The sequence below is a fragment of the Streptomyces sp. NBC_00554 genome (assembly GCF_041431135.1).
GTDB lineage: Bacteria > Actinomycetota > Actinomycetes > Streptomycetales > Streptomycetaceae > Streptomyces.
On sequence record NZ_CP107799.1, the window covers coordinates 9,277,099 to 9,298,158 of the forward strand.

A 21,060-nucleotide genomic window follows, 5' to 3' on the forward strand; every position below is an offset into this window, starting at 1 on the left:
GTCTCGTGAATGCTTGTGCAGGAGATGACCGGACTTGTGGTGTGCGTGGTGGTGCTCGCGCTGTCGAGCGTGTACGGAGTGCTGCATCGGCGGCGGAGCGGGAGGGTGAGGGTGCGCGGGCGCGACGGCGGAAAGCTTCTCGGCGCGGCGGAGTTGGGGGAGGGGCTCGGTGAACGGGCCACGCTCGTCCAGTTCTCCAGCGCCTTCTGCGCCCCCTGCCGGGCGACCCGACGGGTGCTCACCGAGGTGGCGGAGATGGTCCCCGGGGTGTCCCACGTGGAGATCGACGCCGAGGACCGCCTGGACCTCGTACGCGAACTCGACATCCTCAAGACCCCGACCGTGCTCGTCCTCGACGCGGCCGGGCGGATCGTGCGGCGGGCAACGGGGCAGCCGCGCAAGGCCGATGTGATCGCCGCGCTGGGGGAGGCTGTCTGACCCGTGGTGATCAAGGTGAGGCATCTCCCAGATGCCGGAACGCACTTGACTGCACCCACCACCTATCGTCAGCCTGACCGTATGCCCCGGGAAATCCTTCTCTTCGAGCGCGTCCACGTGGACCTGGCCCGTACCGCGAGTGCCTGCTGTCCGGGCTGTTGAGCAGCCACGGATCAGCCCGTCACCTCTCGCAGAAGGACAACTCCATGACGGCCACGCCCGACCTCGGCACCCCACAGCTCGCCTCTCCCGACCTGCTGCGCTCCGTCTTCAGGCGGCACGCGGCCGGTGTCGCCGTGATCACGGCCCCCGGCGCCGAGGGCCCCGTCGGCTTCACCGCCACCTCGCTCACCTCGGTCTCCGCCGAGCCCCCGATCGTCTCCTTCGGGATAGGTGTCGGCGCCTCCAGCTGGCCCGCGATCTCCGTGTCCGACCACATCGGCGTGCACATACTCGGGGAGCATCAGCAGGAACTGGCCGGCACTTTCGCCAGGAGCGGCGCCGACCGCTTCGGCGAGCCCACCCGTTGGCGTAACGGCCCCGAAGACGTTCCTGTGCTCGACGACGTCCTCGCGTGGCTGGTGTGCCGTGTCGTCGCGCGCGTGCCCGCGGGAGATCACCGCATCGTCCTGGCCGAGGTGGTTCTCGGCGACCCGTCGGGCGCGGGCCGCCCGCTGCTCTACCACCAAGGGCGTTTCAACGGCCTGCGCGACTGAAGCTACCGGCGGGTCCTACTCGTCGGTTACGCAGCGTTGCGAAGGTCACAGTTCAAAGCGCTTGCTTAGTGGGTAATTGCTGGGTGTACTGGCGAGTAATATTTCGGTCGGAGCGCGGGCCGCCCCGACCGGGATCGGCCGCTTCAGGCGCCTATGCTGCCGATAAGAAGGCAGCCAAAAATGACGATGCAGTAGGAGAGCCGGCGTGAGCTTGAGGATCGTTGTCACTGTGAAGTACGTGCCCGACGCCACTGGCGACCGGCACTTCGCCGATGACCTGACCGTCGACCGTGACGACGTGGACGGTCTGCTCTCGGAGCTCGACGAATACGCGGTGGAACAGGCGCTGCAGATCGCCGACGAAGCCGACGACGCCGAGATCACCGTGCTGACGGTCGGCCCCGAGGACGCCAAGGACGCGCTGCGCAAGGCGCTGTCGATGGGCGCGGACAAGGCCATCCACGTCGAGGACGACGACCTGCACGGCACCGACGTGATCGGTACGTCGCTGGTGCTGGCGAAGGCCATCGAGAAGGCCGGCTTCGACCTGGTCATCTCCGGCATGGCGTCCACCGACGGCACCGCGGGTGTTGTCCCGGCCCTCCTTGCCGAGCGTCTTGGCGTTCCGCAGGTCACCCTGCTCTCCGAGGTCTCCGTCGAGGACGGTGTGGTCAAGGGCCGCCGTGACGGCGACTCCGCCTCCGAGCAGCTGGAGGCCTCCCTCCCGGCGGTCGTGTCGGTCACCGACCAGTCGGGCGAGGCGCGTTACCCGTCCTTCAAGGGCATCATGGCGGCCAAGAAGAAGCCGGTGGAGTCCTGGGACCTGGAGGACCTCGAGATCGATGCGGACGAGGTCGGCCTCGAGGGTGCCTGGACCAAGGTCGACTCCGCGGCCGAGCGCCCCGCACGCACCGCCGGCACGATCGTCAAGGACGAGGGCGAGGGCGGCAAGCAGCTCGCCGAGTTCCTCGCGGGCCAGAAGTTCATCTGAGAACACCGGCCTGCCGCAGGCTCCCTGACCGCCCCTCATCTTTCGCAAGCAGGAGAGAAGAAGTCCCATGGCTGAAGTTCTCGTCTACGTCGACCACGTGGACGGCGCCGTCCGCAAGCCCACCCTGGAGCTGCTGACGCTGGCCCGCCGCATCGGCGAGCCCGTCGCCGTCGCCCTCGGCGCCGGTGCCGAGGCCACCGCGCCCGCGCTCGCCGAGCACGGCGCGGTCAAGGTCCTCACCGCCGACGCCCCCGAGTTCACCGACTACCTGGTCGTACCCAAGGTGGACGCGCTCCAGGCCGCGTACGAGGCCGTGTCCCCGGCCGCCGTGCTCGTCCCGTCCTCCGCCGAGGGCAAGGAGATCGCCGCCCGCCTCGCGCTCCGTATCGGCGGCGGCATCATCACCGACGCCGTCGACCTGGAGGCCGGCGACGAAGGCCCGGTGGCCACGCAGTCCGCGTTCGCCGCTTCCTTCTCCACCAAGTCCCGTGTCTCCAAGGGCACTCCGGTCATCACGGTCAAGCCGAACTCGGCCGCCGTGGAGACCGCCCCGGCCGCCGGCGCGGTCGAGGCCCTCACCGTGTCCTTCTCGGAGAAGGCCACCGGCACCAAGGTCACCGCGCGCACCCCGCGTGAGGCCACAGGCCGCCCCGAGCTGACCGAGGCCGCGATCGTGGTCTCCGGCGGCCGTGGCGTCAACGGCGCCGAGAACTTCTCGATCATCGAGGGTCTCGCCGACTCCCTCGGCGCGGCCGTGGGTGCCTCGCGTGCCGCGGTCGACGCCGGCTGGTACCCGCACTCCAACCAGGTCGGCCAGACCGGCAAGTCGGTCTCCCCGCAGCTGTACATCGCCTCCGGCATCTCCGGCGCGATCCAGCACCGCGCCGGCATGCAGACCTCGAAGACCATCGTCGCCATCAACAAGGACGCCGAGGCCCCGATCTTCGACCTCGTCGACTACGGCGTCGTCGGCGACCTCTTCGAGGTCGTCCCGCAGCTCACCGAGGAGATCAAGTCCCGCAAGGGCTGAGCTTCCGACGTACGAGGTGTAATAGCCGTACGAGGCCCCTGTGACCGTTTTCGACGCGGTCGCGGGGGCCTTTGCTCATGCCAGGGTCAGCGTCGCCTGCACGGGCAGGTGGTCGCTCGGGCACTGGCCGTTCAGGGAGAAGGTGTTGATCGTGGAGCGGTGTGCGGTCACACCCGGCGTGGCGAGGATCCAGTCGATGCGGTCGCCGTCCGGCGCCAGCGGCCGGTAGCCGTGGAAGGTGGCGTACAGCCTGCTCCGTTCGGCCGCCGTGTCCCAGGTGTCGACGAGTCCGGCACTCAGCATCGTGTCGTAGACAGGGCTCTCGTGGGCCGCGGCATTGAAGTCGCCGGTCACGAGCACCGGCAGGGAACGGTCGAGTCCGGCGATGCGTTCGCCGATCAGGGCGGCGGAACGCGCGCGTGCGTTCTGACTCGCGTTGTCCAGGTGGGTGTTGAGGAAGTAGAACTCCCGCCCGCCGGCGCCGAGGTCACGGAAGCGGACCCAGGTGACCATGCGGATGGAATCGGCGCCCCAGGTGTTCGAACCGACCACGTCAGGGGTGTCCGAGAGCCAGAAGTGTTCGTGCTCGACCGGGGTCACCCGGCGGGTGTCGTAGAAGACCGCCATGATCTCGTCCCGGGTGCCGCCCGCGCTGCCGGTGCCGATCCAGTCGTAGTGCGGGCCGAGGTCGGCCTCGATGTCGAGGAGCTGCTGGTGGACGCCCTCCTGGGTGCCTATGACATGGGGCCGTTCCTGGAGCAGTAACGCGCGTATCGCGGGGCGGCGTGCCGTCCAACTGTTGGGTTCGGTGGTGCTCGCGAAACGCAGGTTGAAGGTCATGACCTCCAGGCGGCGGCCCGGGCTTCCGACGGCGGAGACGGACGCTGTACTGAAGAAGGGCAGGGCGACCGCGGCGGCCACGACGGTCTTGAGTCCCAGGCGACGGGTGAGTCTCTTGGCGTTCGGCACGCGTGCTCCTTCGCTCGCTGGACCCTCAGGATGATGAAGGGTGCGGGCCGCAGTGTGAAGGAGGGAACTGAGAGGGGAGTGAACGCGGTGGGTTCGGAGGGTGACCCGGGACGCAAGAGGGTGTTGACCGGCGGGAAGGTCCCCGGATAACTTCGTTCTACGGATTGTTGATTCCGCAGTGCGGAAAACTGGAGGGTGCGGGATGGGTCAGGGCCAGCAGGAGAAGGTGGCGACGAGCCTCGCGGGCGCCGTCAGCGAGGAGATCAGCGCCTCCCTCGCCCCGGTCGACGCCGAGTTGGAGCGCCGCTACCCCGGAGACCCGGGCACCCGGCAGCCCGTCCACACCGTCTACGTGCCCGGCGACGCGTTCGCCGCCGACACCATCCGCTCCTGGGGCGACCGGGCGCTCGCCGCCCTCGACGAGCACGCCCCGGACGCCGCCTCCTTCGCCGCCGTCCTCGGCCTTACCGACGACCTCGCGAAGCCCGTGTACGACCGCGTACGGGCCAAACTGGAGCGCGAACCGATCGAGGACCTGCGCGTCGACTTCGAGGACGGCTACGGCCCGCGTCCGGACGCCGAGGAGGACGAGGCCGCGGCGCGCGCCGCCCGGCTGATCGCGGAGGCGTACGAGAACGGTACGGCGGCCCCGTACATGGGCATCCGCATGAAGTGCATGGAGGCCCCGGTCCGCGACCGCGGCATCCGCACCCTCGACATCTTCCTCACCGGCCTGATGGAGGTCGGGGGCCTTCCCGACGGGCTCGTCCTGACGCTGCCGAAGGTGACGTACGCCGAGCAGGTCACCGCGATGGTGCGGCTCCTCGAGGAGTTCGAGAAGGCGCGCGGTCTCGAGCCCGGGCGGATCGGCTTCGAGATCCAGATCGAGACCAGCCAGTCGATCCTCGCCGCCGACGGCACCGCGACCGTCGCCCGCATGATCCAGGCTGCCGAGGGCCGCGCCACCGGTCTGCACTACGGCACCTTCGACTACAGCGCCTGCCTCGGCGTCAGCGCCGCCTACCAGGCCAGCGACCACCCCGCCGCCGACCACGCCAAGGCGATCATGCAGGTCGCCGCCGCGGGCACCGGCGTACGCGTCTGCGACGGCTCCACCAACGTCCTCCCGGTCGGCCCGACGGAGAAGGTCCACGACGCCTGGCGGCTGCATTACGGCCTCACCCGCCGCGCCCTCGCCCGCGCCTACTACCAGGGCTGGGACATGCACCCCGGCCACATCCCGACCCGCTACGCGGCCGTCTTCGCCTTCTACCGCGAAGGCTTCGAACAGGCCGCGGCCCGCCTCTCCCGCTACGCCAACCAGGCCGGCGGCGACGTCATGGACGAACCCGCCACCGCCAAGGCCCTCAGCGGCTACCTGCTGCGAGGCCTGGACTGCGGAGCCCTCGACATCGCTGAGGTAGCGCGGGTTACGGGGCTGACTCGGGCGGACCTGGAGGGTTTTGCGGTGCCGAGGCGGGGAGATCTGACAATCTCGGCCAAGTAGAGCTTCCTAGGGGCGCGGGGAACTGCGCGACCAGCCACGATGGTCCGCAGCCATACGACGGCCGTTGACCCCGGTCGCGTAGCGACCACGTCACAGAGACTGCCTCCAGGCACTGGGTGTCACTGCTGCCCCGTAGTGTGGACGCCATCCACTGGCGTGACACAGGAACGGGGCAGCAGTGTCTTCGGGGGAGAACGAACAGCCGGACGGCATAGGCCGACTGCTGGCGGACCGGTACCGCGTCGTGGCCCAACTCGGCCGCGGCGGCATGGGCATCGTCTGGCGAGCCCAGGACGAAGTCCTGGGCCGCGAGGTAGCCGTCAAGGAACTCCGCACCTACACCGACGCCGCCGCGCCCGAACTGGCCGACCTGGGCCGGAGGATGCAGCGCGAGGCCCGCGCGGCCGCCCGGGTGAGCCACCCCGGAGTCATAGCCGTGCACGACGTGGCGGAGGTCGACGGACGCCCGCTCATCGTCATGGAGCTGGTGGACGGCCCGTCGCTGGACGACGTCCTGCGCGAGCGCGGCACCCTGGACCCCCGCGAAGCGGCCTCCATCGGCGCCAAGGTCATGGACGCGCTGGCAGCCGCCCACCGCGCAGGGGTCCTGCACCGTGACGTGAAGCCGGGCAACATCCTCCTCGACCGCTCGGGCCGCGTCGTCCTCACCGACTTCGGCATCGCCACGATGGACGATCCCGGTGACGGCTCCACCACCCACCTGACCCGCAGCGGCGAACTGGTCGGCTCCCTGGACTACTTGGCGCCCGAGCGGGCCCAGGGGAACGACCCGGGCCCCGCGTCGGACGTCTGGGCACTCGGCGCGACCCTGTACGCCGCCGTGGAGGGATCGTCCCCCTTCCGCCGTACGTCGACGTGGTCCACGCTCACCGCGATCGTGGTCGAGCCGCTGCCGGAACCCCGGCTCGCCGGTCCCCTGGGCCCCGTCCTGCAGCAGCTCATGAACAAGCAGCCGGAGGCACGCCCGGACGCGGACCGGGCGCGCGAGCTGTTGGAGGCGGTCGCCGGAGCGCCCGGGGCGGACTCCGCGACGACGGGACTGAGGGTGCCGGAGCCGCGGCCGCGTGAGGCGACGGAACGGAGTGTCCCGTCGGTACCGCCGGGATTCGGACCGCCGGTGCCCGTCGCGCCGGCGGTGGCCCTCGCCGCCGTCGCCCCTTCTCCCGCGCCCCGCCGCCGAGGAGGCCGCGCTTTCCTCGCCGCCGTGGCCGTCATCGTCGTCCTCGCGGCGACCGGCTTCACCGTCGCGCTGCTGAACAGCCCGGACGACACGGGCGCCGCGGCTCTCCCGACGCCGTCCCACATCGGCGGGACGGCCCCTTCCGACGGCACCAGCCGGGGCTCGGTCGACCTGTCGGACGACGCCAAGCCGACCGAAAAGGGAGACGGGAAGTCCAAGGCCCCAGAGAAGAAGCCCACTTACATACCCGAGACCACTCCTGAGCCCTCGAAGGCCCCCGCCAACGGGGGTAGCACCGGCGGCACATCGGACGACGGCTCGGGAGGCTCCACCGACGGTGGTACCACCGGGAGTGGTTCAAGCAGTCCGACCACCCCTGCCGCCCCGGTCTGCGACCCCATCGGCGGCGGCAAGTACAACTGCCAGGTCTGGCGCACCGCCAAGTCCTACACCGCCTCCGGCGCCGAGGCAGGCGTCCTCAACGCTGGCACCAACTACTTCTACTGCCAGCAGGACCTGGGCCGCCGGGAGACCTACGGCGAGTGGACCAACGTCTGGTGGGCCAGGACCGACGACGACAGCGGCAACACCGATGTCTTCGTCAGCGATGTCTACATCCAGGGCGGCGACAACGACGCACCGCTCCCGGGCCTTCCGGTCTGCTGAGGCCGTCGAGGTCAGCGAGGCCGTACATACCCTTCGAGGCCGGAAGCAGTCGCGAGTCGCTCCTCGGCGAACAGTCGCGTGCCCCGCGCGCAGAGCGCCCTGTCGAAGCGCGCCCGGTCGCAGAACTCCTCGGGTGTGTCCCCGAACAGCTCACGCAGGCGCGGTGATTCGGCGAGAAGAGAGGTGAGCAGCGGACGCTCGCCCGGATGCCCGCGTGGTGTCCCGGTGCCGTCGTGGAGGACGCCGCGGCGGTTGACGTAGACGTACGCGCCGGGGAGGAGTTCGCCGGACTCCAGCTCGATCCGGAAGTCCTCCGAGGAGAGCCGGGCACGGTCGTACGCACCGGTCGGCGTCGTGACTCCCTCGCTCGCGTCGACGACCGCGAGCTGGGCCGCGTCGAGCCAGGTGATGAACAACTCGCTCACCGTTCCAGGTGTTTGGAACGGCGACGCCGACACATATCCCGTCAGGCTCACGTGGGCCGAGACGCCGACGCCGATACCGGTGACCATCGCCTTCACCATCGGGATCGGGGAGGACACCCCGAACTCCGCCATCTTGTGCCGGAGTTGGGCGGGGCAGGCATTGGAACCGACGGCCACCACGGGGACGCGGTCCTCGTACACCAGGCGCTTCAGGGGCAACAGCCGGTCGCCGTCCAGGAGTCCGGACGTCTGAGGCCACTTTCCCGGATAGCTCAGCGGATGGTCGCGGGGCGCTTCGGCGAGGCCGAGTGCTTCGAGCGTACGAGGGTCTGGGCCGGCCATGGCTCAGTCCGCGGGCGGCAGTTCGCCCGAGCCGCGGGTGATCAGCCGGGTCGGGAGCTGGATCCGTTCCGGAGTGATGAGGGTGCCGTCGAGCTGGCGGAAGAGGCGTTCGGCGGCGGTGCGGCCGAGGGTGGCGGCGTCCTGGGCGACGACGGTGACGCCGGGCTGGAGGAGGTCGGCGAGTTCGATGTCGTCGAAGCCGACGAGGGCGACCGGGCGGCCGCGCTCGGCGATGACGCGGACGACCGTCACGGTGACGCGGTTGTTGCCGGTGAAGATCGCGGTGACGGGGGAGGAGCCGGAGAGCATGTCCTCGGCCGCCTTGCGCACCCGCTGCGGATCGGTGACGCCCAGGGACATCCACGCGTCCTCGACCGGTATCCCCGCGTCCTCCATGGCGGCGCGGTAGCCGCGCAGCCGCTCGGCGGCGGTGTGGATGCGGGGCATGTCGCCGATGAAGCCGATCCGGCGGTGGCCGTGCGCGATGAGGTGGGCGACACCGTCGCGGGCCCCGCCGAAGCTGTCGGACAGCACGGCGTCGGCGTCGATCTTCCCGGCCGGACGGTCCACGAACACCGTGGCGACGCCCGCCTTTATCTCGGGCTCCAGATAGCGGTGGTCGTCACCGGCCGGAATCACGACGAGCCCGTCCACGCGGCGCGCGCACAGGGCGAGGACCAACTCCTGCTCGCGGTCCGGGTCCTCGGCGCTGGAGCCGTTGATCAGCAGCGCGCCATGCGCCCGGGCGACCTCTTCGACCGCCCGGCTCAGGGGCCCGTAGAACGGGTCCGCGAGATCCTCCAGGACGAGACCGATGCTCGCGGTGCTGCCCTTGCGCAGCACCCGCGCGCTGTCGTTGCGGCGGAAGCCCAGCGCGTCGATGGCCTCCTGGACCCGGCGCTCGGTGTCCGGGGTGACCCCCGGTTCGCCGTTGACCACACGCGAGACCGTCTTCAGGCCGACCCCCGCACGCGCCGCGACGTCCTTCATGGTGGGACGGTTGCCGTAACGGTTCTCGGATCGGCGGGCGGTCTCTGCCACGATGCGCTGTCCTGTCCTGTCGTCCACGGGATGCACTGGCCCACGAGAATGGTCGATGGGGATGCACAGGTCCATGGGGTTGTATGAGGATGTGGCGTCGAGCATAGAGCCTGGACAACGTTGTCAGATGCGGGAGAGACTGTCCACCGCATTCTCCGGCCTGCGCCTTCCCCCAGGGGCGCGTCGTCCTGTCCAGTTTTTCGGCCGGGGATCCGGATCCGCAGCGCGGCGGGTCCGACTCGACACCTCCTTGGGAGATCTGAAACTGATGCACACCGACCTCGTGGCCGCGCTCGACATCGGCGGCACCAAGATCGCCGGAGCGCTGGTGGACGGCCACGGCCGGATTCTCCTCCGCGCGCAGCGCGCGACGCCCGCGCAGGAGGACGGCGACACCGTGATGGGGGCCGTCGAGGACGTGATCGGCGAGCTGACCCTCTCCCCGCTGTGGGGCAGGGCAGGCGCCGTCGGTATCGGCAGCGCGGGCCCCGTGGACGCCTCCGAGGGCACGGTGAGTCCCGTGAACGTGCCGGGCTGGCGCGACTACCCCCTGGTCGAGCGGGTCCGTACGGCCACGGCCGGGCTGCCCATCGAGCTGATCGGCGACGGTGTGGCCATCACGGCGGCCGAGCACTGGCAGGGCGCGGCGCGCGGGCACGACAACGCGCTGTGCATGGTCGTTTCGACGGGAGTCGGTGGCGGACTGGTCCTGGGCGGAAAACTGCACCCGGGGCCCACCGGCAACGCGGGCCACATCGGCCACATCAGCGTGGACCTCGACGGCGACCCCTGCCCCTGCGGTTCCCGGGGCTGTGTCGAGCGCATCGCGAGCGGTCCGAACATCGCCCGCCGCGCACTGGAGGGCGGCTGGCAGCCCGGTCCGGACGGCGACGCCTCGGCGGCCGCGGTGGCCGCCGCGGCCCGCGCCGGTGACCCCGTCGCCACCGCCTCCTTCGAGCGCGCTGCCCAGGCGCTCGCGGCGGGCATCGCGGCGACCGCGACCCTCGTCGAGATCGACATCGCCGTCATCGGCGGGGGAGTGGGCAAAGCGGGGGACGTCCTCTTCGCACCGCTGCGCAAGGCGCTGGCCGACTACGCGACGCTGTCCTTCGTCCAGCGGCTGACCGTGACGCCCGCGCTGATGGGCACGGACGCCGGTCTGGTCGGCGCGGCGGCGGCCGCGCTCACCCGTAGGGCGAGCACGACCGCCGCCGGCGTGAGTGGCTGACCCGTCAGCAGCTGAGCGGCGCGTCAGCAGGTGAGCTGCGCGTCCGCCCAGTCGCCGTGGTCCGAGGTGATCCCGTCTCCGCCGTCGGTGACGACGAGACGCACCACCTCGGCACCGCTCACGTCGGCCGAAATCGCCTGCGCGGCCTGGGCGTTGGTGAGTACGCCCGTGGAGGCCACCTTCGTCCCGTCCGCCCAGATCTCGAACGCGACGGAACCGTCGGCGCCCTCCTCGTCGTCGACGCCCACCTGCGCGGTGACGGTCTCGCACGCCTTGCCGGTGTAGTACTCGACGGTGCTCTCCGCGTGTACGCCCAGCCCCTTGGCATACACGACACCGTTGATGGTGATCGGATTACCGTCTCTCGCCTCGTTCTCACCGTTACTGGTGTCGCGTTCAACTGGGCCCCACCCATTGGTCGTCGACAGCCATGGCAGGTCCCCGAGAGAGGAGACTCCCGAGGGTGGCGCCACGACCACGGACGCGGTCAGCGGAAGCACACTCTCGGCGCGTACACCGGTCGGCGAGCGGTAAGTCGCCTTCATTGTCAGGTCGTACGAGCCCGCGACCGTGCCCGCCGGCGCGGTGACCTTCCACGACGTACGCAGCGACCGGCCCGTCGGCAGGACGCTCGCGGTGGTCGGCGAAGCCGCCTTGACCTTCCATCCCTCGGGCCCGCTCAGCTTCACGGAGACCTGCTTGGCGGCCGTACGGCCCAGGTCGGTGACCGTCGACGTCAGCGCGACGGATTTGTCCGGCTCGGCCAACAGGCTGCCTTCCAGGCCGAGTTCGACGGCGGGCGGGTTCTTGGCCCACTTGGCGTCGGTGGAGACACGTACGAGCACCGTGCCGTGCGCCGGGACGGTCGCCGAGATCGTGCCCGCGGTGTTGTAGCTCTTGTGCTGCCACAGATCGCGCAGGGTGTACGCGCCCGCCTGCGGCAGGCCCACGGCCCCCGCGGTCGTGGCGATGCGCTGCGCGCTGCCGGTCTCGTTGAACAGCGCCACGGTCCGGCTGCCGTCCTTCATCTCCTTGGCGACGACCCAGCGCCCGCCCTCGGAGGAGAGCACCACGCCCTGCTTGCCCAGCGGGTCCTGGTCGACCGCGATGACCTCCTTGTTGTCGAGGATGTCGAAGGTCGCGTCGGACGCGGTACGCAGGTCGGAGCCGATGAGGAGGGGTGCGGCCATGATCGACCACATCGAGAAGTGCGAGCGGTACTCGGTGTCGGTCATGCCGCCGTTGCCGACCTCCAGCATGTCCGGGTCGTTCCAGTGCCCGGGACCGGCGTACTGGGCCAGTGGCAGGTTCTGCTTGAGGATCGACAGCATCGAGCCCCAACTGTCGCTGATGTCACCGGTCGTACGCCACAGCTGTCCGACGTCCGAAGCCCATTCCCAGGGCTTGTTCTCGCCCCACTCGCAGATGCTGTAGACGATGGGGCGGCCTGTTGACTGGGAGGCGGCTGCGAGAGCGTCACGCATGGTGTTGTAGCGCAACTTGGCGTCCACGCCTTGGTTGTTGCAGTTGTCGTACTTGAGGTAGTCGACACCCCAGTCCGCGAACTGCTGGGCGTCGCTGTACTCATGGCCGAGCGCGCCGGGGAAGCCTGCATCGTTGCATGTCTTCGTGCCCGCGCTGGTGTAGATGCCGAGCTTCAGGCCCTTGGAGTGGATGTAGTCGGCAACTGCCTTGATCCCATTGGGGAATCGCGCGGGGTCGGGCACCAACTTGTCGTTGGCGTCGCGCGAAGGCAGGGCCCAGCAGTCGTCCAGGTTGACGTACTCGTACCCGGCGTCCTTGAGGCCCTTCTCGACGAAGATGTCGGCGATCCCCTTGACCATGTCCTCGTTGAACTCGGCGCGGCAGTGCGTGGAGTTCCAGTTGTTGAAGCCCATGGGCGGAGTGAGGGCGAGGCCCTCGGCCAGTGTGGGGGAGACGGTGTCCTCGGCCGGGGCGGCCAGGGCCGGCGCGGCGAGGCCGATCGTGCACAACAGTCCTGCGGTGAACGCTCCGACCGCTCTTCGGCGGGCCGTGCGGGTGTGAAGGTGACGCATCGTTACGTCCTCCGAACACGCGAAAGATGGGATGACGTCATGTTCGCGTCATCGCTGCGCGTTTAAGGTAGGACGTGTTTGACTCTGTTGGAAGAGGGAGTGCAAGACCCGCTCGGGGTGACGGCAGTTGTTCGATATCTCGTCAAAACCCTTGACGTGGCGCCGATTTGGTGTGAGGCCCGACCCTCACGTTCGGTTGTGTTGGTTGCTACCTGGTGGAGAAAGGCGCGGCACAGGCCTCGTTGTAGGGGCTCGTCTTGCCCGAAGATGCGGCAGGACATCGGATGTCCCGGCTAAATCTCTTGCGTGCGGCGAGGGGGCCGGCGGAAACACGAACGTAGTCGCGGTGGAGCCCAACGCCTCGGACGCGGTACCGCGACGGCATCAACGACGCGTGGAGGCGAAGGGCTGATCCCACCCTCACTCGCAGCCGACGCCGTCCCCGTCACGGTCGAGGTGGCGGCCGTAGCCGGGATCTCCGGCCCGCACGGGGGCGGCTCCCGCCGCGCGGGCGGCAGCGCAGTTCTCGTAGTACACGTCGTCGCTCCCGCCACTGCTGTCGTCCGTGTTGCCACTGTCGGCGGCGGGCTGTGCGGTGACGGTCGTTCGCACGGTTGTCGTCGCCCGGACCGTCACGGTGGCGGCGGGCTTCGCGTCTGCGGTCTCGGTCGCGGTGGCGGTGGCGGTCGCTGTCGTGGTGGCGGTGACCGTGGCGGTCGGCTGAGGATCGGCCGACGCGGACTCCTTGTCGTCTCCGCTGCCGCCGATGCCTATGCCGAGGAAGAGCGCCAGAGCGAGCGCCGGCAGGACGAAACGTTTACGCGCCCAGCCTGGAGCGATGCGGGCCGGTGCGGTTGACGGTGGTGGTGTGTACGGGTTGGTCATCTCGTCCCCCCTGGGATGATTCGAGGGGGATGACGGTAGTGCTGGAGATGTGCCGGATGGTGCGGAGATGGCGTTGCGTGACCCACCCGTTACTCATGCCCTGCTTCGTAGTTGAACCGGGCATGAAGAAGCGAAGCATGCTTGCCATTGCCTCCCTGGCTGCCGGATTCGTCGTCGCGGCGGTCACGCCGTCCCATGCCGACACGGATGTACTGGACAACCTGGACGTCAACGACACGCTCAGCACCCTCGACCACACCGTCAGCAGCGACAGCCTGGCCGCGCACGAGGGCGCTCCGGGCCACAACAGCTGAGGGTTCGATCCGTGGCGCCGGTGTCCCTGGGCGGGGACACCGGCGCCGTGCTTTCGGCCCCCTCATCAGGGGCTGGTTTCCGTGGCAGGGTGAAGCGGGCAAGCCTCAGGGGGCCAACAGAAGAGGGGGAACCGTGATCGTCTGGATCAACGGTGCGTTCGGTGCGGGGAAGACCACCACCGCACGGGAACTGATCGAGCTGATCCCGAACAGCACGCTCTTCGACCCCGAGGTCATCGGCGGCACGCTCCCGCAGCTGCTGCCGCCCAAACGCCTCGCCGAGGTCGGCGACTTCCGGGACCTGCCGATCTGGCGGCGCCTGGTGGTCGACACCGCGGCGGCGATGCTCGCCGAACTCGGCGGCGTCCTCGTGGTTCCGATGACCCTGCTGCGCCAGGAGTACCGGGATGAGATCTTCGGCGGTCTCGCCGCGCGCCGGATCCCCGTACGACATGTGCTCCTCGCCCCGGCGGAAACGATCCTGCGCAAGCGAATAGCGGGGCGTGAGGTGCCCCCGGAACTGCCGGACGGTGAGATACGGGTGCGGCAGTGGTCCTACGACCACATCGAGCCGTACCGCGCCGCACTCGCCTCCTGGCTCCTCGCCGACGCCCACCCCGTGGACACCGGCGCGCTCACCCCGTACGAAGCCGCGCTGCGCATCGCCGAGGCCGTACACACCGGGGACGCGCCCGTCTGCGAGATCGTGCAGACCCCCGAACCCACCGCGGAGACCGTCGCCGCGGGGGTGCTGCTCTTCGACGAGCAGGACCGTGTGCTGCTCGTCGACCCGACGTACAAGGCGGGCTGGGAATTCCCCGGCGGCGTCGTCGAGTCCGGCGAAGCGCCCGCGCGCGCGGGCATACGCGAGGTCGCCGAGGAGACCGGCCTGCAACTGGACGACGTACCCGCTCTGCTCGTCGTCGACTGGGAGCCGCCCGCGCCGCCCGGCTTCGGCGGCCTGCGCCTTCTCTTCGACGGCGGCCGGCTCGACGACGCGGCGGTCCGGCGCCTGCTGCTTCCCGGCCCCGAACTGCGGGACTGGCGCTTCGTCAGCGAACAGGAGGCGGCGGATCTGCTGCCACCGGTGCGTTACGAACGGCTGCGGTGGGCGCTGCGGGCGCGGGAGCGTGGAGCCGCGTTGTACCTGGAGGCAGGGGTTCCGGTCGGCTGACCTCGTCGACATGAGGTGACGTCATGTGTCGTCTTGGCGCCGGGAGTTGCCGAGCCGGCGCAGTTCCTTCGCCGCTCAACGGGTCCCACGCACCGCTGGACCCCCCGGGAAGCGGGGGTCCAGGGACGGATGCCCGGACAGGTCCTAGTTGTGGGCCGCGCCGGCGGACGCGAGCCGGTGGGTGCCGAAGGCGCGGGTGGCCAGGCCAAGGGTTCGGGTCAGTGTCATCGCGACGGCCATCAGGATCAGGCTGTCCGTGATGGCGTCGACGGTGATCTGGTGGGAGATCATCCAGTGGCCGAGCTGTGTCCCGAACCAGTGCTCGCTGCCGTAGGAGAAGGCGGCCCGCGCTCCGATCACGACGATCCACAAGGACGCGTAGCCGGACCCCGCCCGGGTGACCGGGCGGCCGGTGCGCGGGCTGCTGTAGACACGCATGAGGCTTACGGCGGCCAGCCCGGCGAGCAGGCCCGCGACGACCGCGGCGATCTCCAGGGTCAGGCCGTCGCCGTGCGTGGTCAGCCCCTTCGCGAACAGCGGAACGATCGCGGCGGCCAGCAGCAGCGGGCGCAGGATGCGGAAGGCACCCACCTTCCGGTGCGAGCCCAGATCCGCTTCCAGTACGGCGAAGAGGACGAGGCCGTTGATGAGCATGGCTTGGCTGAGGGTGGACATGGCGTCACGGTCCTAGGGTCGGGACGCGGCCGATTCGGCCGGTCGGTACGGCGTGGCTTCGCGCTGTCACCACACTCGTCCGGCGCCGGTCGTGGGTCGCCGTAGCAGGGGGTGACCCGAGGGGTGATCCGTCGCGGGGACGCCCCTCCCGTGTCACCCCGCAGGTCATGCCGTGGTGTGACGCCGCTTGTGATCGGTCTCCGTAGCGTCGGCCTCGGTCGATGAAGCGAATGCAGCCGATGAAGGAGTCGTCATGAGCGTGCTTGTGGTCCTGGCCGTGATCGGCATCGTGGTGGTGGTGATCGGACGCCAGCTCGCGGGCGAACCGCTGCGCGGCAAGCGGGTCCTGCTGCTGCCCGCGATCCTGGCGGTCGTCGGCGTGTACCAGCTCTCCGGGCACGGCGAGCACCCCACCGCGCCCGACGTCGGACTCCTGGTGGCCGGCGCGGTGGTCGCGGCGGGCATCGGCGCCGGCCAGGGCTCGGTCATGCGGCTGGAGAACCGCGGCGGCGCCCTGTGGGGACAACTGCCCGTCATCGGTCTGTGGCTGTGGGGCGCTCTGATCGCCTCCCGGGTGCTGACCACACTCGTCGCGAGCGAGCTGCACGCCCATGTCGCGGCATCCTCGGCAGCGATCCTGCTGATGCTGGGCGTCAACCGGCTCGGCCAGGCCGCCGTGATCACTCGGCGCGCGCTGTCCTCGGGTGTGCCCTTCGCGCCGGAGAAGGACGGCAAGGTCTTCATGGGGAATCGCTTCGGGCGTCAAAATTGAGGTCCGGATACCATTCGAGTGTGCTGCGCAAGATCTCCTGGCTCATTCGCGCGGGCGCCTACGTCCTGGTGGGCACGGGAATCTTCGGCTGGTCGTCCTTCGGGCCGGTGGCGCTGCCTGTCACCGTCACCGCGTTCGCCCTCACCGGGCTGCTGATGTGTGCCTGGGCGGTGCTCGACCTCCGCGGCCGCGAGGACGCCGGGTGGCGGCCGTCGCCCGCACTGCCCTACCTCCTCGGCGCGATCGCAGTCCTCGCGGGTGGCGCGTCCGGAGTGCCCGACGCCACCTCGCTGGTCGCGCTCGCCGCACTGGCCGTGCTCGACGCCGGCAGCGAAGCGTCCCTGCTCGCGGGATGGGCGGTCGCCGGTGCCGGGGCGCTCGCCATCGAGATCGGCGCACTGATCGCCGGGGCCGGCACCGGCGTAGTGCTCGGCTCACCGCTGATCCTGCTGGTCGCCCTGCTCAGTGGCCGCAACCGCCGTGCCTACCGGGTCCAGGCCGAGCAGGCCGCGGCGATGCTCGCCCAGGTCGAGCAACTCCGCGCCGAGCAGCGCCAGGTGGCCGTACTCGACGAGCGCACCCGGATCGCCCGCGAGATCCACGACGTGCTCGCCCACTCGCTCGGCGCCCTCGGCATCCAGATCCAGGCGGCCCGCGCCCTGCTGACCGACCACGGCGACATCGAACGGGCCGCCGGTCTCCTCGGCGTCGCCCAGCGCATCGCCTCCGACGGCCTCACCGAGACCCGCCGGGCCGTGCACGCCCTGCGCGCCGACACCGTCCCACTGGACGAGGAGCTGGCCAAGATGGCGGCCGAGCACCGGCAGCGGCACAGCACGGACGTACAGTTCACCGTCGAGGGCGACCCGGTCCCGCTGCCCCCGGAGCAGACGCTGGCCCTGGTGCGTACGGCTCAGGAGTCGCTCACCAACACCGCCAAGCACGCGCCCCACCAGCCGGTGACGCTGCTCCTGAGCTACCAGGACGACGACGTGACACTCACCATCGGCAACCCGCTCACCGACTCCCCGGCCGGACCGGCCTTCCACACCGTCGACGGCGGCTACGGCCTCACCGGGATGCGCGAACGACTGCTGCTGCTCGGCGGCGCCCTTTCCGCGGGAGCGGAGAGCGGACGCTGGGCCGTGACCGCGAGGGTGCCGCGATGAGCGCCGGGAGACCGCTGCGGGTGATCGTCGCCGACGACCAGGCCAGCGTCCGCGAGGGCCTCGTCCTGATGCTCGGACTGTTGCCGGACATCGACGTCGTCGCCTCGGCCGCCAACGGCGAGGAAGCCCTCGCGCTGGTCGCCGAGCACCGCCCCGACGCCATCCTCCTCGATCTCCACATGCCGGTCATGGACGGCACCGAGACCACTCGGCGGCTCACCGCGGACCACCCCGAAGTGGCGATCGTCGTCCTGACGACGTTCGCCGACGACCGCTCGGTGCTGGACACGCTCCGCGCCGGGGCCCGCAGCTACCTGACCAAGGACGCCGACCGCCTGCACATCGCCCAGACGCTGCGCAGCGCCGCGAGCGGACTCGCCGTCCTCGACCCCCAGGTGCAGGCCACACTGCTGGCCGCGACCACCCCGCCGCCGGCCGCCGCCGCGCCCGAGACGGTCCCGGTCCCCGCCGCCGACCGTGAACCGCCCGACCACCTCACCCAGCGCGAGGCGGAGATCCTCACCCTCATCGCCCGTGGTCTGACGAACACCGAGATCGCGACGACGCTCTTCCTGAGCAACAACACGGTCAAGACCCACATCAACCGCATCTTCGCCAAGACCGCCTCACGCGACCGCGTCGCCGCGACCCGCTACGCCCGCGACCACGGCATGGGCTGACGCCCCCGGCTCAGCGCGTCGCCCGTGTGCTCAACTCGCCGCGTAGGTCCGCAGGAAGAGTGCCTCCGCGACCGAGAGGCGCTCCAACTCGTCCGGGGAGACGCTCTCGTTCGCCGCGTGGATTTGTGCCTCCGGCTCGCTGAGGCCGATGAGGAGGATCTCGGTCTGCGGGTACAGGGCGGCGAGGGTGTTGCAGAGCGGGATGGAGCCGCCCATGCCCGCGTACTGCATTTCCTGACCGTCGTACGCGACCGACATCGCCTCGGCCATCGACGCGTATGCGGGGGTGGAGGTGTCGGCGCGGAACGCCTGCCCCTGGCCGATCTGCTCGGTGCTCACTCGCGCGCCCCACGGCGTGTGCGCCAGCACGTGGGCCTCAAGAAGTTTGGTCGCCTCGGCCGCGTCCATGCCCGGCGGCACCCGCAGGCTGATCAGCGCACGGGCGCCCGCCTGCACGGACGGGGTCGCGCCGACGACCGGCGGGCAGTCGATGCCGAGGACGGTGACCGCCGGACGCGCCCAGATGCGGTCGGCGACCGTTCCGGAGCCGATGAGTTCCACCCCGTCGAGCACCTTGGCGTCCGCACGGAACGCCTCCTCCTCGTACTGGAGGCCGTCCCACACGGCGTCGTCGGCCAGCCCGTCGACGGTCGTCGAACCGTCCTCGGCCCGCAGCGAGTCCAGTACGCGGATCAGCGCGGCCAGCGCGTCGGGGGCCGCGCCACCGAACTGGCCCGAGTGCAGGTTCCCTTCGAGGGTGTCCACCTGGAGGCGTACGAGGGTCATGCCGCGCAGTGTCGAGGTCACCGTCGGCAGACCGGCCCGGAAGTTCCCGGCGTCGCCGATCACGATGGTGTCGGCGGTCAGCAGCTCGGGGTGCTCCTCGGCGTACCGCTCCAGACCGCCCGTGCCCTGCTCCTCCGAACCCTCGACGATCACCTTGACGTGCACGGGCACGCCGCCGTTCGCCTTCAGCGCACGCAGCGCGAGGAGATGCATCACGAAGCCGCCCTTGCAGTCGGCGCTGCCACGCCCGTACCAGCGGCCGTCGCGCTCCGTCAGCTCGAACGGCGGCGACACCCAGGCCGCCTCGTCCAGCGGCGGCTGCACGTCGTAGTGCGCGTACAGCAGAACGGTCTTCGCGCCCTCGGGGCCGGGCAGGAAGCCGTACACCGACTGCGTGCCGTCGGGGGTGTCGAGCAGCGCCACGTCCTGGAAACCCTCGGCGCGCAGTGCGTCGGCGACCCAGTTCGCGGCGCCCTCGCTCTCGCTCTTGGGGTATTGATCGAAGTCCGCCACCGACTTGAAGGCCACCAGCTCGGTGAGCTCCGCCTTCGCCCTGGGCATCAGGGAGGCAACGGTCTCGGCGACCGGATTCGACGACATGGGCACGCTCCTTGTGGGTGCGACGTTGTACTTCTGTGTACTGGTGATCGTGCGGTGTGTAAGCGTCTCCTGGTGTGCAGGGCGCCTACGCTGCCGATCCTCCCACAGTGGCCTGCGGCGATGGCCGCCGTAGGATGCGGGAGAAACGTGCGGCAGACGGCTGGACTGGGAGCAATAGACCATCGTGAGCAGCGAGAACTCTTCGGCGGACGACGGGCAGCGGGTGTGGGACGTCGTCGTGGTCGGCGCGGGGCCGGCGGGCGCCTCGGCCGCCTATGCGGCAGCGGTCGCGGGACGCAGCGTCCTGCTGCTGGAGAAGGCGGAGCTGCCGCGCTACAAGACGTGCGGCGGCGGCATCATCGGTCCCTCGCGCGACGCGCTTCCGCCGGGTTTCGAACTGCCGCTCCAGGACCGGGTGCACGCGGTCACGTTCACGCTGGACGGGAAGTTCACGCGCACCAGGCGTTCGAGGCAGATGCTGTTCGGGCTGATCAACCGTCCCGAGTTCGACCAGCAGTTGGTCGAGTTCGCGCAGAAGGCGGGCGCCGAGCTGCGTACGGGCGTCACGGTCTCGCGCGTCGAACAGCATGGTTCCGCCGTCCCGGACCGGCGTACCGTCGCCGTTGTCCTGCAGGGCGGTGAGACTGTCCTTGCGCGGGCGGTCGTCGGGGCTGACGGCAGCGCCAGCCGGATAGGAGCGCACGTCGGGGTGAAGCTCGACCAGGTCGACCTCGGCCTTGAGGTGGAGATCCCCGTGCCGGAGACCGTCGCTGAGGACTGGCAGGGGCGGGTCCTCATCGACTGGGGGCCCATTCCCGGCAGTTACGGCTGGGTGTTCCCCAAGGGCGACACGCTCACCGTCGGCGTGATCTCCGCGCGCGGTGAAGGCGCGGCCACCAAGCGGTACTTGGAGGACTTCGTCGCCCGGCTGGGGCTCGCCGGTTTCGAACCGAGCATCTCCTCCGGTCACTTGACGCGCTGCCGCGCCGACGACTCGCCGCTGTCGCGCGGCCGGGTGCTGGTGTGCGGGGACGCGGCGGGGCTCCTCGAACCCTGGACCCGCGAGGGCATCTCCTTCGCGCTGCGCTCCGGGCGGCTCGCGGGGGAGTGGGCGGTACGGATCGCCGAGGCGCACGACGCGGTCGACACGCGGCGCCAGGCCCTGAACTACGCCTTCGCGATCAAGGCGGGACTCGGCGTCGAGATGAGCGTCGGCAAGAGCATGCTCTCGGCCTTCGAACGCCGTCCGGGTGTGCTCCACGCCGTGATCACGGGCTTCAGGCCCGCGTGGAACGCCTTCGCCGGGATCACCCGCGGGTCGACCTCGCTCGGCGAGGTCGTCCGCTCCCGCCCGATCATCGGGCGCGTCCTGACCGCGCTCGACCGGTAGGCCC

The 21,060-nt window shown here is 70.3% G+C and carries 21 protein-coding genes; 14 read left to right on the forward strand and 7 right to left on the reverse strand.

The genetic code is table 11. From position 1 onward, the window contains the following. Nucleotides 1-24 precede the first annotated feature (24 nt). The 5 genes from OG266_RS41180 (at nt 25) to OG266_RS41200 (ending at nt 3,175) form a co-directional block, all read left to right on the forward strand. On the forward strand, nt 25-438 hold the full coding sequence (locus OG266_RS41180) for a thioredoxin family protein (RefSeq protein ID WP_266469530.1): 414 nt from the start codon (nt 25-27) through the stop codon (nt 436-438). Between the two features lie 81 nt (nt 439-519). Continuing rightward, on the forward strand, nt 520-600 hold the full coding sequence (locus OG266_RS41185; protein ID WP_353962478.1) for a putative leader peptide: 81 nt from the start codon (nt 520-522) through the stop codon (nt 598-600). 44 nt (nt 601-644) lie between these two features. Beyond that, nucleotides 645-1,154 carry a flavin reductase family protein gene (locus OG266_RS41190; RefSeq protein WP_371552011.1) on the forward strand — a complete coding sequence of 170 codons (510 nt, stop codon included), beginning with the start codon at nt 645-647 and terminating at the stop codon, nt 1,152-1,154. 205 nt (nt 1,155-1,359) lie between these two features. Beyond that, nucleotides 1,360-2,145, forward strand: a complete 786-nt coding sequence (locus OG266_RS41195) for an electron transfer flavoprotein subunit beta (protein WP_371552012.1) — start codon at nt 1,360-1,362, stop codon at nt 2,143-2,145. A gap of 67 nt (nt 2,146-2,212) precedes the next feature. After that, the gene (locus tag OG266_RS41200) at nt 2,213-3,175 is read left to right on the forward strand and encodes an electron transfer flavoprotein subunit alpha/FixB family protein (RefSeq protein ID WP_266469536.1); all 963 of its coding nucleotides are present in this window, start codon (nt 2,213-2,215) and stop codon (nt 3,173-3,175) included. A gap of 75 nt (nt 3,176-3,250) precedes the next feature. Here OG266_RS41200 and OG266_RS41205 read toward each other — a convergent pair whose 3' ends face one another. After that, nucleotides 3,251-4,144 carry an endonuclease/exonuclease/phosphatase family protein gene (locus tag OG266_RS41205; protein WP_371552013.1) on the reverse strand — a complete coding sequence of 298 codons (894 nt, stop codon included), beginning with the start codon at nt 4,142-4,144 and terminating at the stop codon, nt 3,251-3,253. Nucleotides 4,145-4,346: 202 nt separating this feature from the next. Here OG266_RS41205 and OG266_RS41210 point away from each other — a divergent pair, with 202 nt between their 5' ends. Together OG266_RS41210 and OG266_RS41215 are read left to right on the forward strand one after the other, a co-directional pair. Further along, nucleotides 4,347-5,651: an aldolase/citrate lyase family protein gene (locus tag OG266_RS41210; protein WP_371552014.1), complete on the forward strand. Its 1,305-nt coding sequence runs from the start codon at nt 4,347-4,349 to the stop codon at nt 5,649-5,651. Between the two features lie 178 nt (nt 5,652-5,829). After that, the gene (locus OG266_RS41215) at nt 5,830-7,518 is read left to right on the forward strand and encodes a serine/threonine-protein kinase (RefSeq protein ID WP_371552015.1); all 1,689 of its coding nucleotides are present in this window, start codon (nt 5,830-5,832) and stop codon (nt 7,516-7,518) included. 11 nt (nt 7,519-7,529) lie between these two features. Here the strand turns inward: OG266_RS41215 and OG266_RS41220 are convergent, their stop codons facing one another. Both OG266_RS41220 and OG266_RS41225 read right to left on the reverse strand, forming a co-directional pair. After that, a complete protein-coding gene (locus tag OG266_RS41220) occupies nt 7,530-8,285 on the reverse strand; it encodes a hypothetical protein (protein WP_371552016.1) in 756 nt (251 codons plus the stop codon). Between the two features lie 3 nt (nt 8,286-8,288). After that, nucleotides 8,289-9,353, reverse strand: a complete 1,065-nt coding sequence (locus tag OG266_RS41225; RefSeq protein ID WP_326724929.1) for a LacI family DNA-binding transcriptional regulator — start codon at nt 9,351-9,353, stop codon at nt 8,289-8,291. 241 nt (nt 9,354-9,594) lie between these two features. Between OG266_RS41225 and OG266_RS41230 the strand changes: the two genes are divergently transcribed. Then, the gene (locus OG266_RS41230) at nt 9,595-10,554 is read left to right on the forward strand and encodes an ROK family protein (RefSeq protein WP_371552017.1); all 960 of its coding nucleotides are present in this window, start codon (nt 9,595-9,597) and stop codon (nt 10,552-10,554) included. A 23-nt stretch (nt 10,555-10,577) separates the two neighbouring features. Here OG266_RS41230 and OG266_RS41235 read toward each other — a convergent pair whose 3' ends face one another. Together OG266_RS41235 and OG266_RS41240 are read right to left on the reverse strand one after the other, a co-directional pair. Further along, the gene (locus OG266_RS41235) at nt 10,578-12,611 is read right to left on the reverse strand and encodes an NPCBM/NEW2 domain-containing protein (RefSeq protein ID WP_371552018.1); all 2,034 of its coding nucleotides are present in this window, start codon (nt 12,609-12,611) and stop codon (nt 10,578-10,580) included. A 420-nt stretch (nt 12,612-13,031) separates the two neighbouring features. Further along, a complete protein-coding gene (locus OG266_RS41240; RefSeq protein ID WP_371552019.1) occupies nt 13,032-13,496 on the reverse strand; it encodes an excalibur calcium-binding domain-containing protein in 465 nt (154 codons plus the stop codon). 122 nt (nt 13,497-13,618) lie between these two features. Between OG266_RS41240 and OG266_RS41245 the strand changes: the two genes are divergently transcribed. Together OG266_RS41245 and OG266_RS41250 are read left to right on the forward strand one after the other, a co-directional pair. Continuing rightward, on the forward strand, nt 13,619-13,810 hold the full coding sequence (locus OG266_RS41245; protein ID WP_266469553.1) for a hypothetical protein: 192 nt from the start codon (nt 13,619-13,621) through the stop codon (nt 13,808-13,810). 133 nt (nt 13,811-13,943) lie between these two features. Continuing rightward, entirely contained in the window at nt 13,944-14,984 is a 1,041-nt protein-coding gene (locus OG266_RS41250) for an NUDIX domain-containing protein (protein WP_329549178.1), read from the forward strand. 144 nt (nt 14,985-15,128) lie between these two features. On the opposite strand, the gene OG266_RS41255 is transcribed toward OG266_RS41250, so the two are convergent. Then, nucleotides 15,129-15,659: a hypothetical protein gene (locus OG266_RS41255; RefSeq protein WP_371552020.1), complete on the reverse strand. Its 531-nt coding sequence runs from the start codon at nt 15,657-15,659 to the stop codon at nt 15,129-15,131. Nucleotides 15,660-15,912: 253 nt separating this feature from the next. Here OG266_RS41255 and OG266_RS41260 point away from each other — a divergent pair, with 253 nt between their 5' ends. From OG266_RS41260 to OG266_RS41270, 3 genes are read left to right on the forward strand one after another with little or no spacing between them, the layout of a single operon-like run. Further along, complete coding sequence (locus OG266_RS41260) at nt 15,913-16,431, forward strand: hypothetical protein (RefSeq protein WP_371552021.1); 519 nt, start codon at nt 15,913-15,915, stop codon at nt 16,429-16,431. 20 nt (nt 16,432-16,451) lie between these two features. Then, nucleotides 16,452-17,600: a sensor histidine kinase gene (locus OG266_RS41265; RefSeq protein WP_371552022.1), complete on the forward strand. Its 1,149-nt coding sequence runs from the start codon at nt 16,452-16,454 to the stop codon at nt 17,598-17,600. Then, nucleotides 17,597-18,280 carry a response regulator gene (locus OG266_RS41270; protein WP_371552023.1) on the forward strand — a complete coding sequence of 228 codons (684 nt, stop codon included), beginning with the start codon at nt 17,597-17,599 and terminating at the stop codon, nt 18,278-18,280. Before OG266_RS41265 ends, OG266_RS41270 begins: the two co-directional genes overlap by 4 nt. Before the next feature lie 30 nt (nt 18,281-18,310). On the opposite strand, the gene OG266_RS41275 is transcribed toward OG266_RS41270, so the two are convergent. Beyond that, nucleotides 18,311-19,666, reverse strand: coding sequence for a dipeptidase (locus OG266_RS41275; RefSeq protein WP_371552024.1), 1,356 nt, complete (start codon nt 19,664-19,666; stop codon nt 18,311-18,313). A gap of 184 nt (nt 19,667-19,850) precedes the next feature. On the opposite strand from OG266_RS41275, the gene OG266_RS41280 reads away from it, so the two are divergent. Continuing rightward, nucleotides 19,851-21,056, forward strand: a complete 1,206-nt coding sequence (locus tag OG266_RS41280; RefSeq protein WP_266469566.1) for a geranylgeranyl reductase family protein — start codon at nt 19,851-19,853, stop codon at nt 21,054-21,056. Nucleotides 21,057-21,060: the final 4 nt, after the last annotated feature.